14 protein-coding genes, 1 pseudogene and 1 riboswitch are annotated in these 15,349 nt (G+C 30.0%); of the genes and pseudogenes, 9 read left to right on the top strand and 6 right to left on the bottom strand.

Annotation, left to right across the window (positions count from 1 at the left end; translation table 11 throughout):
• Nucleotides 1–93 precede the first annotated feature (93 nt).
• The 4 genes and pseudogenes from KMP11_RS04660 to gshAB all read right to left on the bottom strand — a co-directional run bounded on the left by KMP11_RS04660 (nucleotide 94) and on the right by gshAB (nucleotide 5,696).
• Nucleotides 94–1,143, bottom strand: coding sequence for a restriction endonuclease subunit S (locus tag KMP11_RS04660; RefSeq protein WP_216279577.1), 1,050 nt, complete (start codon nucleotides 1,141–1,143; stop codon nucleotides 94–96).
• Complete coding sequence (locus KMP11_RS04655; RefSeq protein WP_216279576.1) at nucleotides 1,136–2,914, bottom strand: HsdM family class I SAM-dependent methyltransferase; 1,779 nt, start codon at nucleotides 2,912–2,914, stop codon at nucleotides 1,136–1,138. The genes KMP11_RS04660 and KMP11_RS04655 overlap by 8 nt, the downstream gene beginning before the upstream one ends.
• A 44-nt stretch (nucleotides 2,915–2,958) precedes the next feature.
• Nucleotides 2,959–3,285 (bottom strand): annotated as a pseudogene (locus KMP11_RS04650) (multidrug efflux SMR transporter).
• A gap of 155 nt (nucleotides 3,286–3,440) precedes the next feature.
• Entirely contained in the window at nucleotides 3,441–5,696 is a 2,256-nt protein-coding gene (gshAB, locus tag KMP11_RS04645; RefSeq protein WP_216279575.1) for a bifunctional glutamate--cysteine ligase GshA/glutathione synthetase GshB, read from the bottom strand.
• A 210-nt stretch (nucleotides 5,697–5,906) separates the two neighbouring features.
• On the opposite strand from gshAB, the gene murA reads away from it, so the two are divergent.
• From murA to KMP11_RS04620, 5 genes are all read left to right on the top strand, one after another.
• Complete coding sequence (murA, locus tag KMP11_RS04640; RefSeq protein WP_215756292.1) at nucleotides 5,907–7,175, top strand: UDP-N-acetylglucosamine 1-carboxyvinyltransferase; 1,269 nt, start codon at nucleotides 5,907–5,909, stop codon at nucleotides 7,173–7,175.
• Between the two features lie 10 nt (nucleotides 7,176–7,185).
• The gene (locus KMP11_RS04635) at nucleotides 7,186–7,386 is read left to right on the top strand and encodes a DNA-directed RNA polymerase subunit beta (RefSeq protein ID WP_215756293.1); all 201 of its coding nucleotides are present in this window, start codon (nucleotides 7,186–7,188) and stop codon (nucleotides 7,384–7,386) included.
• 18 nt (nucleotides 7,387–7,404) lie between these two features.
• Entirely contained in the window at nucleotides 7,405–8,394 is a 990-nt protein-coding gene (pta, locus tag KMP11_RS04630) for a phosphate acetyltransferase (protein ID WP_216279574.1), read from the top strand.
• Nucleotides 8,395–8,444: 50 nt separating this feature from the next.
• A riboswitch (SAM riboswitch) is annotated at nucleotides 8,445–8,550 on the top strand.
• A gap of 105 nt (nucleotides 8,551–8,655) precedes the next feature.
• Nucleotides 8,656–9,837, top strand: coding sequence for a methionine adenosyltransferase (gene metK, locus KMP11_RS04625; protein ID WP_216279573.1), 1,182 nt, complete (start codon nucleotides 8,656–8,658; stop codon nucleotides 9,835–9,837).
• Between the two features lie 83 nt (nucleotides 9,838–9,920).
• Nucleotides 9,921–10,280, top strand: a complete 360-nt coding sequence (locus KMP11_RS04620) for a truncated hemoglobin (protein WP_216279572.1) — start codon at nucleotides 9,921–9,923, stop codon at nucleotides 10,278–10,280.
• Between the two features lie 337 nt (nucleotides 10,281–10,617).
• On the opposite strand, the gene KMP11_RS04615 is transcribed toward KMP11_RS04620, so the two are convergent.
• Together KMP11_RS04615 and KMP11_RS04610 are read right to left on the bottom strand one after the other, a co-directional pair.
• Nucleotides 10,618–10,947, bottom strand: a complete 330-nt coding sequence (locus KMP11_RS04615; RefSeq protein ID WP_215756297.1) for a hypothetical protein — start codon at nucleotides 10,945–10,947, stop codon at nucleotides 10,618–10,620.
• A gap of 123 nt (nucleotides 10,948–11,070) precedes the next feature.
• Nucleotides 11,071–12,030: an IS30 family transposase gene (locus tag KMP11_RS04610; RefSeq protein ID WP_216279571.1), complete on the bottom strand. Its 960-nt coding sequence runs from the start codon at nucleotides 12,028–12,030 to the stop codon at nucleotides 11,071–11,073.
• Nucleotides 12,031–12,241: 211 nt separating this feature from the next.
• Between KMP11_RS04610 and tig the strand changes: the two genes are divergently transcribed.
• The 4 genes from tig (at nucleotide 12,242) to KMP11_RS07840 (ending at nucleotide 14,977) form a co-directional block, all read left to right on the top strand.
• Nucleotides 12,242–13,516: a trigger factor gene (gene tig / locus KMP11_RS04605; RefSeq protein ID WP_216279570.1), complete on the top strand. Its 1,275-nt coding sequence runs from the start codon at nucleotides 12,242–12,244 to the stop codon at nucleotides 13,514–13,516.
• 125 nt (nucleotides 13,517–13,641) lie between these two features.
• Nucleotides 13,642–14,070: a GIY-YIG nuclease family protein gene (locus KMP11_RS07665; RefSeq protein WP_253195938.1), complete on the top strand. Its 429-nt coding sequence runs from the start codon at nucleotides 13,642–13,644 to the stop codon at nucleotides 14,068–14,070.
• A gap of 47 nt (nucleotides 14,071–14,117) precedes the next feature.
• Entirely contained in the window at nucleotides 14,118–14,525 is a 408-nt protein-coding gene (locus KMP11_RS07660; protein WP_253195937.1) for a DUF4357 domain-containing protein, read from the top strand.
• 326 nt (nucleotides 14,526–14,851) lie between these two features.
• Complete coding sequence (locus KMP11_RS07840) at nucleotides 14,852–14,977, top strand: hypothetical protein (RefSeq protein WP_256444854.1); 126 nt, start codon at nucleotides 14,852–14,854, stop codon at nucleotides 14,975–14,977.
• The last annotated feature ends 372 nt before the right edge of the window (nucleotides 14,978–15,349 follow it).

Genomic DNA, 15,349 nt, shown 5'->3' with positions numbered 1-15,349 from the left:
CTTTATTCTATTTTGATTTGACTTGTGTTGATATTACTATAATTACTATTTTTTAAAATAAAAAAACTACTAAGATTTTATTCTTAGTAGTTTTTATTTTATAAATGCTAGTTTTTTTATTATATTTAGACTTAATTTTGTAATGTAATTTTCCATTTGCTCCCAATCAGGAGTATTGTCTGTTTTAACTGGCAATTTTATTTTTTCTTTTTTTAGTAAGTTAGGAAATAGACCGTTGCTATATGAATATTTTTTAGATAGTGTTTGTAAACAAGAAACTAAAAATAAACAAACTTTTTCATTCAAATGTTGAGTATCTATATAATAAATATCTCTTCCTGATACAAAACTTTCTTTTTGATAGAAAAAAGAAGCATTTTCTGCACCAAATGAAATAACTCCTTTTGGGCTGGGCTTCATATATCTACTTTTCTTAACCCTATATTTTATACCATTATTAAACTTTGTTCTTACAACATAAGGTATACCGTCTTCATCTTCAACAACTTCTCTTGAATGAAGTACATTAGGTTTTACAATTTTTTCAAATAAATCTCCAATTATAAATTCCCTCCACTTACTTGTATCAACCCTATTTGTTTTTGAATTTTCTAAATGCTGTAAAAGATTGCTTGAACTCTCTCTCTCTCTAGTTTCAAGCCTTTTTACAAAGTTTTCCATATATTCAAAATCAGGGCTACCGTCAGATTTTACAGGTAGTTTTATATTTAATTTTAGTGCATCAGTTCTTGTAAATTTATTTACATAATCGTAATTCATTAATGATGCTTTTTTCTTAAATATAACTGTAAAAAATATTAAACTATCTTTGTTCCATTTCTCTTTATATTTTATTGGTTTTAAGACTTGAACGTGGGGATACCCTACAAAATCATTAGGTTGGTAGAAAATGCTATCAGAAGTTGTTGTATCACTAAAAGTAATTACATTTCCTTTCTCTGTTATGTCATAATTAGTATATCCGCCTATACCGTTATTATAGCTAGAATTAACAATAACTGGATTTTTACCATCTTCTTGCATTAAATCTTTATTAGTAAGTTTATGATATTTTGTTGGATTAATATCAAATAATTCACTCATTTCAAAGACTTTCCACTTAATTATATCTAATTTATTCATCTTTCTCACCTAAATTTAAAATTAATTTGTTTTCTACTAATTCCGATTTATATAGAACTTCTTTTAATAATTTTTCGTTAAATTCTTTAACGTCAATTTTTTCTTCAAACATTATATAGTCAATAATCGTCTTTTTAAAGTCTTCTTCAAATATCTCAAATTCTTTTTGTGGTTTTTGGTATGATAAATTTTCGCTAGCATCAAGCCATTGATGTGTATTGTACTTAGTATCAACTTTTGTTCTTACAACATCTAGCCAGTAGCTTTCAATATCATTCCATTTATTTTTTATATCGTGTCTACCTTGATTTTTAACTCTTTCTAAACCGTCATCTTCTATGTAACAAGCAAAAATCTTTTTATTACCTTGTGGTTTACCTGTTTCAAATACAAAAATACTCGTTGTTACGCCGCCATCAAATAGTTTTTCAGGCAATTTAATAATCATATCTAGTGTATGTTTTTTTAGTAGAGCTTGCATTTTATCTTTTTCAAGTTTTTTGTCTGGTAAAATAAATGCACATTTAATGCCACTTGGCACATTGGTTAAAACATTTTCTACTATTTTTTTACAACCATATTTTCTTTCAAAGGGAGGGTTCATTAAAACTTTTGTTATCTTCTTTGACTTTATCCATTTACAAGCTTGTTCTTCTCTTGTATCTAATTGTTCTAAATTAGTTTTACCATCTTTATGTATTAGCATATTTGCACAGGCTAGGGCAAATATTTCTCTATCAAATTCTATTCCGAAGAGTTTATTTTGTTTAATATCTTCTGCTTCTTTTGTATTTAGACCGCCGACTTCTTGGAGCATATTAGCCATTGATTTTACTAAAAAAGCACCACTACCACAAGTTGCATCAAGAACTCTGTCATTGTAACTGACTTCTATTAAATCGTACATAAAAGATGTAATGTGTTCTGGAGTAAACACTTGTCCGCTTTCTGATTTTTTCTTATATCGATTAAACTCATTGAAGAATATTCCCATAACATCTTCGCCGTTCCAATTATCAGAATTAACGGAAGAAGATATTTCAATAATAGCGTCTATAAAAGAATTTATATCATCTTGATTTTCAACTATATTCATTTTAATTTCGCTATATACGTCTAGTAGAATATCAATTTTCAAATTTTGTTGCCTATGTTCTCGTAGAGATTTTGCTAAGGTATCATAAATTTTATTTCTAAAGGGTTCATAACCATTATTTTTGATAGCTTCTAAATTACCACCAAATCTTTCTACAACTAAAGCAGCGGCTGTGAAAATCATTCTATGATATAAATTTTTAATACCAAATTTAAAGTGTAAAAGGTCGTTAATTTTTTGGGTAAGTGAATAAATTTTATTTTTATCAATAAAGTTATCTTTGAATAAATTTATGTAGTATTGCTTCTCTTGTAAAGTTACTGCACAATCAATTTTTTCTCTATTTTTGAATACCGAAACTTCTTTTCCGTTGTATAATATACCAATAGTTTTTTTATATTTACCTGAGATAATATCTATATTTTTTAGTAATTCATCAATAAAAACTTTTTTATCTATATCCTTATCTTCAGATTTTGTTTCAAGTATTATGGCTACCTCATTTATATTTTTAGGCAAATACCAACCGTCAGGCTTATCGTTAATTCCCTTAAATCCTAACTGATTAAAAGTAGTTATCTGTCCAGTGCCTTGTTTTATATCTTTTTCTTTTTCATTGAACCTCAATATAATTTTTGCTTCATCTCTAACTTGGTCTTCTGTTCTAAAATTCATAATAATTCTCCTTTTTTGTAAAAATTTTTAATATTATATTTTTATTAATGACTAGCATTTCCAAATAAATTTACGATAATCACACCGACAACAATTAGAATAATACCTAGTATAGTAGGAACATTAATACTTTCTTTAAAAATTAAAACAGAAATAATAGAAGTGAAAACTATGCCGACAGCTTACCAAGTTGCATAGGCAACTCCTAGATTTATTTTATTTAAAGATAGAGCTAAAAAGTAAAAACATATAGCAAAGCTAATTATAGAAGCAAGTCCAGGATAAAGTTTTGTAAAGCCTTCTGATAATTTCAACATACTTGAACCAAAAAGTTCTATTAAAATTGCTATAAATAAATATAAGTAATGCATTATAATCTCCTTTAAAAATGTTATATTTTTAAAAATTATATAATGAAAATATAAAGAAATAAAGAATTTTATTTTACTACAAACTTATAGCAATAAATTTAATAAAAAAATTTAAAAATTTAAAATAAAACAAGCTAGAATTTCTATCTTGTTTTTTAATATTTTTCAGGAAATAAGATTTTCAAAACCTCTTCTGTTAGCCTATGACTTTTACCCTCTGCTGGGAAAATATGCATCATCATCATGGGGTTGAAGTTGGCTTCAATAACACCGTAATTTTTATTTGTGGCAACAGCTTCTATATCTTCTATAATTAGGTCGACACCGCAAATTTTTGCCCCCATAGCTTGCGTTATTTCCACCGCTAATTTTTTATAACTTTCATCTACTCGGTCTGTCATATCGATAGAGTCGCCACCAGTAGAAATATTAGAGTTGGCACGGAGATAGGCAATTTTCCCCTCAGCCAAGATACTAGTAGCATTTAAACCTTGCTCTTTTAGCTGTAATAATTCTATATCTCCCAACTGAATTTTTTTCAGGGGAGAGGATAGCCCATCACCACGCAGAGAATTTTCATTTTTTTTAGCAACTAATTCAGCTATTGTCGACTTGCCGTTGCCAATAACATTGGCAGGTACTCTTAGCAAGACTGCTAGAGTTTTATCGCCAAGAACAAAAAATCTATATTCTGTTCCCTCGATAAATTCTTCTACCATTATTTCCTTGTCTTCTTTCAAGGCGATTGACAGAGCCTTTTCGTAGTCGTCTAAATTATTAATTCCATTTTTAAAAATTGTAATACCCAGACCAAAGTTTGTACTTTTTGGTTTTATGACTATGGCCTTGCCCCTAATTTTTTCAAATTCGCTTTTTGCCTTGTCGATACTATTGTACTGATAACTTTTTGGCACTCTGAAATTATTTTCTGCCAATATTTTTTTTGTAACGACCTTATTTTCCATAATTAAGGGAGAAATGTAGGTGTCGTATTTTGTCATATTGCCATTTTTTACATATTCAGTGTGCTTGCCGTATGAAAGTTTTAAAAATTGGTCTTGTTCATCGAGAATTTTTATGCTAATACCTTGTGCAATGGCATCACTCATCAAGGCTTGTGTTGATAGTTCCATATTAGAAAAGGCAGTTAGTGAATAATATTTTTCTAGTGCTTGATTTTTATATTCTATGGCTAACTTACTTCCTAGGTCTGCCATGCTCCCAACTTTTTCATATTCAAGCCATAGTTTACCACCAACAGTTAGTTTAGCATTGTAGATTTCTTTTATTTTATTTTCAACTAATTTCTTATCTTCTAAACTAAAGTTTGCATTTTCTATTATTTCTAACAAGTTATTTAATAAATATTCAGCTTCTTTTAAAAATATAGGAGATTTAAGTGGATTATCTAGGGCAATTTGTTCACTATAATTTTTTCCTATCTCGACAGAAGTTTTTTCATCTTCTTCATCTAACCATAATAAGAGCATGGCAAATAATTGAATAAAACGAATATCTTCTTCCTTAATACCATAAGGAGCAAATGGATTAATATCAAACAACCTAAATTCTAAATACTGGATTCCTTTTTTTTGCAAGTCAAAAACTTTACTCGCTCCTCTAAAACGAACGCTCGAATAAAATTCTTTTTCTGCAATAAGTTTACCCTCAGCTACAAACCCAGTTAAAGTTTTTGCATACTCTTCTATGGAAGCAAAAGAAACTTTGATACTTTCATCATTGACATAACCATATTTACTCGTTCTAAGACTTCGAACTATTTTTTTAGGATTTTTCAGTTTTGTAAAAAATTCATCTGGTGCTAGGGGACTAGCCCCGTAAAAATAAACTAGTAGCCACTGATAACGAATAAATTGTCTAGCTAATTTCATATACAGCTTATTGCGTAAAATATTTTCTTCTAATTTTGTTATCTCTACCAATCTATTTATAAAATCTTGGGAGAAACCAAAATTATAATGAATACCAGAAATCATTTGAATATATTTGCCATAAACACTAACCAAATATTCACGGTATTCAACATCTTCTTTTTTATCAAATTGAGCAACCTGTATATCTTCTTCTTTAGGAAGAATTGCCGGAATACTAAGCGGCCATATAAATTCATCTTGTGGCAATTTTCTCAATAAAACTTCGTGGATGGCACTAAGATATCTATATACTTCCCTGCTATTTTCTTCTGGAGATGTTATTAATTCAACCTGCGATTCTGCAAAATCTGTTTGAATGTAAGGGTGATTTTGTCTATTTCCTATATTTTTAGGGTGAGGAGTTTTTGCTATTTCTGCATTTTTGAGAACTCTTTGCCCCTCTTTTTCAATTCCGATTGTTGCTTCGTTAAATAAAGCGAATAAATCCTGTTCTTTTATTATTTCTTTAAAATTCAAAGTAACACTCTCTTTCTATATTATAGTATTATAGTTAATTTTATTTGCATTAATAATTTTAGCATAAAAATATTTTTAAGAGTATTAAAAAGAATTTTTTAATTTTTCTTGAAGATAGATTAGAAATTTTTATTTTAAAATAATATTTTGTATTATTATTGTAAATGTGTTATTATTATTTCGATATATTGTGTTAATGGAGGAAATATTTTGAATAAAATAGTAGTTAAAGGTGGGAGACCTTTAATGGGAGAGGTACAAATAGAAGGAGCAAAAAATGCAGTTTTGCCTATCGTAACTTCAGCTTTGCTAGCTACCGAAGGAACAAGTAAATTTTATAATGTACCAAATCTTTCAGATTTAAAAATAATAAGTAATCTCTTAGCTTCTATTGGAGTTAAGGTTATTTACGACCCACAAGCAAAAATTTTAGAAATAGACGCAAGAAATAATTTGAAACAAGAAGCATCTTTTGAATTTGTCAGTAAAATGCGAGCTTCATTTTTAGTGGCAGCCCCCATATTAGCAAGAGAAAAATTTGCTAAAGTTGCTATGCCTGGTGGTTGTGCAATAGGGAGTAGACCCATAGAACAACACTTAAAAGGTTTTGAATGCCTTGGTGCTGAAATTATCCAAGATGCTGGTTATGTAGAATTAAAAGCAGAAAATGGACTTAATGGAACAACAATTTTCTTTGACTTTCCCAGTGTCGGAGCAACGCAAAATGTTATCATGGCATCTTGCCTAGCAAAAGGAACAACAATTTTAGAAAACGCCGCACAAGAACCAGAAATTGGGGATATGATAGCCTTTCTAAAAAAAATGGGAGCAAAAATTAGTGGAGAAAATACACCACGCTTAGTAATAGAAGGTGTTGAAAAATTACATGGTGCAGAACATACAATAATGCCTGACAGGGTAGAAGCCGCTACCTACATGATAGCTACCGCCGCAACAAAAGGTAATGTCTTAGTCAGGGGAGCAAGATATGAAGATAATGTAGCCCTAGTAGCAAAAATGCGAGAAATGGGTATTGAAATAGAAGTTTTAGAAAATGCAATGCGTGTTCGTAATACTAAAGAATATCTAAAACCCATAGATGTAAAAACTCTACCTCATCCAGGATTTTTAACAGATATGCAATCTATTATCATGGTATTAAGCTTACTAGCCAAAGGAGTTTCTACAATCACAGAAACAATTTTTGAAAATAGATTTATGCACGTCGAAGAACTAAGAAGAATGAATGCAAAAATTCGTATAGAAGGACGCAGTGCCTTAATCGAAGGTTTAACAAAACTAGAGGGTACAAATGTTAAGGCTACCGACTTAAGAGCAGGTGCAGCACTTATAATTGCTGGTCTTATATCTCACGGTCAAACTACAATATCTCATATAGAGCATATAGATAGGGGCTATGTAGATATAGAAAATAAATTAAGGAAATTAGGAGCAGATATTGTTCGCATAGAAGAATAGGAGTGTTTTAATGGCTGAACTACATAAGAAAACACAAGAAATAAATAAATTTTTTATTAAGGTATTAAAAGTTATAAAATTTTTAATAATTTGCTTTGCAATACTTTATATAGGTGTTATAATAGGATATAGTGTGATAGGAAACGGACGCATAATCGATGCAATAGATTTAACAGCCGTAAAACACATAATAGATATAATAAAAAATTAAAAAAGGGAGTTATTTAAAATGGTAACAGCAAGAAAAGATTTGTTCGAAGAAATACAGGAAAAACTTGAAGGCAAAAAAGTTCGTATAGTTTTTCCAGAAGGGAATGATAAACGTATTCTTTCAGCGGCGGTAAGATTAAGTCTTACTACTCACCTTCAACCAGTTGTTCTTGGTAAACCAGAGGAACTAAAAGAATTAGGTAATTCATTATTCTTACAAACAAGTGGTTTAGAAATTATTGATCACCTTAACTATGACGAAATAGATGAAATGCTTGCAGCTTTTGTAGAACGCAGAGCAGGAAAAGTAACAGAAGAACAAGCAAGAGAATTATTAAAAGATGTAAACTACTTCGGTACAATGCTAGTATACATGAAAAAAGTTGCTGGTCTTGTATCGGGAGCAACACATTCAACAGGAGATACTGTTCGTCCAGCTCTTCAAATAATAAAAACAAAACCAGGAGTTAAACGTACTTCAGGAGCCTTTATTATGAGCCGTAACGCAACAAGATTTATATTTGCAGACTGTGCTATCAACCCAACTTTAGATGCAGAAGGTCTAGCAGAAGTTGCAGTAGAAAGTGCAAAAACAGCAAAAAGTTTTAACGTAACACCAAGAGTAGCCATGCTAAGTTTTTCTACACTAGGTTCAGCGTCAACACCAGACAGCCAAAAAGTAGCCGAAGCAACAAAATTATTTAGAGAAAAAGCACCAATAGTACCAGTAGTCGGAGAAATTCAATTTGACGCTGCCTTTGTACCAGGTGTTGCAAAATTAAAATGCCCAGATTCAGAAATTCAAGGGGACGCAAATGTTTATGTTTTCCCAAGTTTAGAAGCTGGAAATATCGGCTATAAAATTGCACAACGTCTTGGACAATTTGAAGCTATTGGACCAATCTTGCAAGGACTTAATGCACCTGTAAATGATTTATCACGTGGTTGTGATGAAATAGACGTAATTAAACTTGCCCTAATTACAGCAGTGCAATCATTACAAGATTAATTTTATTGACAAAAAAAAATTAATATAATAAAATATAAAAGATAAAAATAAACTTATCAAGAGTGAGTGAGGGATAAGGCCCGATGAACTCCAGCAACCTAGTATAAAATACAAAGGTGCTAACCTAAGCAAAGTATTTACTTTGAACGATGAGAAAAAATTACTCCTTTCTCGGACGTTCGAGAAAGGAGTTTTTATTTTGTTAAAAAATAAAAAATAAAAAATAAAAAATAAAAAATATATTAATAGCGAGGAAGAAAAATGGCAAAAACATATTTATTTACATCAGAATCAGTAACAGAAGGACATCCGGACAAAATAGCAGACCAAGTGTCTGATGCAGTTTTAGATGCAGTCTTAGCCCAAGACCCTTACGGTCGTGTTGCTTGCGAAACGGCAGTTAATACGGGGCTTGCAGTCCTAATAGGAGAAATTTCAACAACAGCAAATGTAGACTTCCAAAAAGTTGTTCGTGATACGATAAATAATATCGGTTATAAGGATGCGAGTAGTGGTTATTCAGGAGATGCAATATCAGTTTTAGTTGCACTCGATAAACAATCGCCAGATATAGCTCAGGGTGTTGATGACGCCATAGAAACTAGAGAAAATTCTATTAAAGAAGTTGGTGCAGGCGACCAGGGTCTAATGTTTGGTTTTGCAACCAACGAAACAGAGTCTTATATGCCCCTACCAATTCATCTAAGTCATAAATTATCAAAAAAACTTGCAGAAATTAGAAAAGACGGAACTTTATCTTACTTAAAACCAGACGGCAAGGTTCAAGTAACTGTCGAATATGATTTGAATAACAAGGCACAGAGAATTGACACTGTTGTTGTATCAACTCAACACGCCGAAGAAGTTAGTCAAGAACAAATTCATAAAGATATAAAAGAGTATGTAATAAAACCTTGTCTTGATGAAAGTTTACTTGATGAGAATACAAAATATTTTATTAATCCGACTGGACGATTTGTAATTGGTGGCCCAGTAGGGGACGCAGGCTTAACAGGACGTAAAATTATTGTAGACACTTATGGCGGTTACGCTCGCCATGGTGGTGGGGCTTTTAGTGGTAAAGATGCAACTAAGGTAGACCGTTCAGCAGCTTACATGGCAAGATATATTGCTAAAAATATTGTGGCTAGTGGTGTTTGCGACAAGGTAGAAGTTCAGCTTGCTTATGCCATAGGTGTAGCAAATCCAGTTTCTATTTTTATAGATTCATTTGGAAGTTCTAAAGTTGACGAGGGGGATATTGTAAAAGTTATTAAAGAAAACTTTACTTTGACACCGAACGGAATTATAGAAACATTAAATTTACGTCGTCCCATTTTTAGTAAAACGGCAGCTTACGGACATTTCGGGCGTGATGATAAAGACTTTACTTGGGAAAAATTGGACAAGGTGCAAGTCTTTAAAAAATTACTCACTAAATAATTTTATAAAAGTTCTAAAACTTGACATAAATTTGCCATAATTTTATAATAAGAGGCAAAAATAAATATACTCGGGAGATTATGATGAATTTATACGACCAAATAGGCGATGAAAAAATTGATTTATTAATTGATATTCTATATGATGAAATAATTGCTAATGATGATAGAATAAATATTTTATTCCATAACGGTTTTGAGAAGGTAAAAATGGAACAAAAAAGATTTTTCAGAATGTACCTAGGTGCACCAGGAAATATTTTTTCCATGCCTAACTTAAAACAGAAGCATTACATATTTCCTATCTCGGCAAAGGAAGCACGTTATTGGGCAGAAGATTTTGAAAAGGCACTAGAAAAATTAGAATTAGATGAGACGCTAAAACAATTTTTAGCCCAAAAAATTCGCACACTAGCTAGTCAAATGATAAATACTGTAAAATAAGATTTAATAAGGTAATCAATATTTATAAATATAAATACTGTATCTATATTATAAAATTTTAGAAAAATAATAATTTTATTTTTGAGATATTAGAAAAAATATAATTATTTTAAATTTAGATATTAATATTTTGTGTGATAAGTTTATCCATATAAAAAAAGAGAATCGTCAGGTTCTCTTTTTATTGACTTGCAAAGATAAGGGCTTCATTGTAACTTAAATCACGCAAGAAAATATCAGCATCATTTATTGAGATGTGTTTTAATTTTCAGTATTTCATCAAAATTTTAATTGTAATTAAAAAGCTTATGTATATAAGTACATAAGCTTAAATATATTACTTAGCTAAAATATAACAATTTATAAAACTTTCTATTATTTTTTTTATTTTGTAATCATTTTTTAAATTTGGAAATTTTTCTTTAGTTTTTTCTATTAATAATTCTTTATTTATTAAATGAATATCTTTAGATGAAATTTTTTCCGTAATATCTGCATACAACATAAATAAATCATCTGCTTGGTCTCTGTTTAATCCATTTTTCATACAAGCGAATGTAAAAGATGCTTCTTCATCGTATTTTGTATTAAGATATTCATTTATTTCCGTAATAATTCTAAAATTTAATGATGTGTCATTATATATTCTTTCAATAATTGGATCCATATATAATTTCTCCTACGCTAATAATTTTTTCTATCTTCATAGAAATAATTTTTCTTTTGAAAATAATTAAATATAGTATAACTTATTTTTTATGAAAAGTATATAAATTTATTAAATCGCAAATTACAATAGTAAGTTAGCCACCTCAGGCAAGTCATAAGGACATACATAATTAAATAATTTACGTGGATAACGATTTATCCATTGTTCAACAGCCGTTACTTCGTTAGGAGTAACGGTTGTTGTGCCTTTTGGGAACCATCGTCTAATCAATCGATTTGCATTTTCGTTACTACCTCGTTCATAAGAAGAAAACGGATGTGCGTAATAAATAGGACAAGTGATGGCTTCGTCTAGTCTTAAAAATTCAGAACCATTATCAGCTGTTAAAGAGCGAATTAAATAGTCTTGTTGAATAGACGTCAAAGCGGTATTCACACTTTGGGCCGTTTTATCAGGAATAAGACGAATGATTTCATAGCGTGTTTTTCTGTCTGTTAATGTCAATAACTGTTGTCCACGTTTCTTGTTTAAAATGACTAAATCAATTTCAAAATGCCCAATTTCTTTTCGTTCGTTAATCTCTTGTGGTCGCTGTTCAATAGAGAGGGCATTCGTTTTTCTTGGTGGTCGTTTTTCATTTGATTTTATTGGTTTAGTTTTTCTAGGGTAAATCAGATGTTTACGTGAAATACCTGCTATCCATCCTTTATATATCCATGTGTAAATTGTCGTAAAAGACGGCATATCTGGTAATTGACTAATCATTTCAGGGGAATATTTATCCATAATTTTTTCTCTGATTACATTTTCTTTTTCTACAGTCCACGTATCCGTTCTACCTACGGCTAAACGTAAATGATTATAATCATTCTGTGCTTTTTGAGCAGAGTATTCTTTAGTGCCACCATGAAAAGATAAATCAATCAGTCCGCGTTTAATTTCGTTATTAATAGTTTGGTGATTTTTGCCTAATAATCTAGCGATTTCTCGGTTACTTTTTCCTTCTTTTTTCCATTTTTCAATTAAATAACGCTCTTTTTCTGTAATGTGTTTGCCTTTTGTGTTATAATGTTCTTGCATCTCTTGGTATCCTTTTTTTGTAGTTACTAAAAGTATATCCTATGAGATGCTTTTTTTTGTATCACTGGCTAACTTAATTATATAATTTACTAAATTTATTAAATCATTGTAAAAAATTGACTTTTAAGAGCATATCATATATAATAATTCAAGAGTTTTCGGGAACTTTCCGAAATATTATTGATAACGTATTTTTGGAGGAAAAAATTAAATGTCAGAAATTTTAAAAAAAGAAGATGGACAAGTAGTTGTTGCATTTTCATCATCAAGTGAAGAATTTAACAAGGCACTAGATGTAGCTTTTAAAAAAGTTGTAAAAAGAGTTAATGCACCTGGTTTTAGAAAAGGAAAATTACCAAGAAATGTATTTAACAAAATGTACGGAGAAGAATCTTTATACCAAGATGCAGTAGATTATTTATTGCCAGCTGCATACCAAAAAGCTATTGAAGACTTAGAAGTTAATCCTTTAGCATTGCCAGAAATAGATGTTAAAGAAATTTCTAAAGAAAATGGTGTATCATTTGAAGCTACTGTAACAGTAAGACCAAATGTAGAACTAGGTGAGTACAAAAATCTAGGCCTAGAAAAAGAAAAAGTAGAAGTTACTGACGCTGATGTGGACGCTAGAATTGAACAAATCTTATCAAGACAAGCTGAATGGGAAATTAAAGAAACAGCTTCAGAAAATGGGGATATAGTAGTTATAGACTTCAAAGGATTTGTTGGCGATGAAGCATTTGAAGGTGGAGAAGCTAAGGGATACGAATTAGAATTAGGTTCAAATTCATTTATTCCTGGCTTTGAAGACCAACTGGTTGGTAAAGTTGCACCAGTTGATGTAGATGTAAATGTAACATTCCCAGAAAATTACCAAGTAGCAGACTTAGCAGGAAAGGACGCTAGATTTGAAGTTAAAATTCATGATGTAAAAGGGAAAAAATTACCAGAACTAACAGATGAATTTGTAAAAGACTTAACAAAAGATTTAACTGATAATGTAGCAGACTACAAAGTTAAACTTAAAGAAGAAATTACCTTAGAAAAAACTGATTCAGCAGAAAAAGCATATGCCGATGCAGTCTTAGCAAAAGTTGTAGAAAATGCTACAATTAAAGTGCCTGCTAAACTTATCGACCAAGAAGTAGAAGGAATGTACTCTAATTTCAAGTCTAATCTTGAACGTCAAGGTTTATCAGTAGAACTTTATGAGCAATTTACAGGAAAAACTTCAACAGCTGTAAAAGATGAAATGAAAGAAGAGGCCGAAAGAAAAATCAAAACATCATTCGCTTTAGATGAAGTTTCAAAAGTAGAAAATATTCAAGTAACAGAAGAAGATGTAACTAAAGAAATTCAAACTTTAGCAGACGCAAACTCAATGACACCAGAAGATGTTAAGAAAAATCTAGGAACAAACTTTGATATCAAATCAGAACTAATTATCAAAAAAACTGTTGAATTTTTAAATGAAAATAATAAGTAATTTTATAATTAGCTTAAAATAAATAAAATAGCGAGTCAGTTATGCTGGCTCGTTTTTCTTTTTCAGCAAACATTTTAAATTTTTTGCTATAATACTACTACGAAATAATTAAATGGAGAAATTATATGAATAAAAGTAAAAATTTTAATCTTTTTCTTATGGACGGCCAAGTTACTGGAAGAATAAAATGTACCTTGTCTAATTGGACAGGTCTTGCCTATAAAATTCCGAGAGCCTATTTAGAAAAATGTAAAGAAAGACAAGATTTAAAACAAAGTGGAGTTTATTTTCTATTCGGTAAAAATGATAACGATGAGGTAGAAGTTTACATAGGTCAAGCAGGTATAAGAAAAAATGGTGAGGGTGTACTTTTCAGAGTGTTGGAACATTTAAAAGATGCTACATATTTTACTGAGGCTGTTATGCTTACAACGCAAAATAATTCTTTTGGTCCTACCGAAATAAGTTACCTAGAAAATAAGTTTACAAATATGGCAATTGAAACAGACAGGTATAAACTTAGAAATTCTAAGACCCCAACCCTGGCAACGTAACGGAAGAAAAAGAATCAGAACTCGAAGATTTTGTAGAATATTCAAAAATGGTTCTCGGGGTTTTAGGTTATAAAATATTTGTTCCCCTGCTTAAATCTGAAAAAGAACAAGAACAGAATGAGATGGTTTTCTACCTATCAAGAAAAATTAAAAAATCTAATCAAACAATAGAAGCCCAGTGTATAAAAACTAATGAAGGTTTTGTCGTTTTAGCAGGAAGTATGATTGAAGATATAGATGCAAAATCAATTCCAGAAACAATTAAAGAATTGAGATTAAAGTGTAAAAATAATAACGAAATTGTAGGTGGGAAAATTACAAAAAATTATCTTTTCAATAGTCCCTCTTATGCCGCCTCTTTTCTTTTAGGTATTAATACTAACGGAAGAACAGATTGGAAAAACAAAGAGGGCATATCATTAAAAGAATTAGAAGAAAGAGAACTACAAGAATAATTTTTTGTAAAAATATTTCCTCAAGCTTCAATAACTTTATTTATAGAAAGAAATAATATGGTAGATTTAAAAAGTATTTTTAAAAATAAGTTAATAAATAAAGAAAAACTTTTAAAATATGTCTTTACTTATAGCGATAAAAAATATATAATAAATATTTCCATATTAAATGGAGAATTTTTTGTAAATATTAGAAAGAAAATGCTAAAAAATAAAGTATACATCTAGCAAAAGACTGAAAAAATCTTAAAAATAATAGCCTAGAAATTCCTTATAGCCACATTGAATTTAAGGTTTTTGAGCATAAAACAGGTGATTAATATGTCTTGTTGCATATCGAGGAAGCTAGGGGAGAATTCCTTGGAGCTAGCAGGGCAGAGTGTGAAAAAATATTATCCTATATAGCAGGATTTTCTTTTACTTTAATAAGCTACAATGAGGCTAAGGTTTAAATATTTATATAGACTATTAAAAATTTTATTTGGAAAAATTTTCTAAAGTTTCAGCTATTATTTGCACCTAAACAACCTCTATAAATAAGAACTTGTTTAATAATGAACTCACCTAACTTAATTTAAAGAAAAGACTTATAAGAGAGTTTTAGGCCAGGTTATAAAAGAGGAAATAGAGAAAAATTATTAATAATACATTGATTAATAATACACCTTAGTAGACTTGCATAAATATAATCTTGAAGATTCTTTCTGTTCAACATTGAAAAAACTCAGAAAATAGGCACATAAAAAAGATTTACTAGCAATAATAATTTGATAATAAATAAGTATAGATCATCTTAAAGTTGATTAGGAATATTTTATAAATTT

It is taken from the genome of Gemella sp. zg-570 (assembly GCF_018866345.1).
GTDB lineage: Bacteria > Bacillota > Bacilli > Staphylococcales > Gemellaceae > Gemelliphila.
The sequence above is the reverse complement of the archived record's forward strand: the minus strand, read 5'-3'. Positions and strand labels throughout refer to the sequence as shown.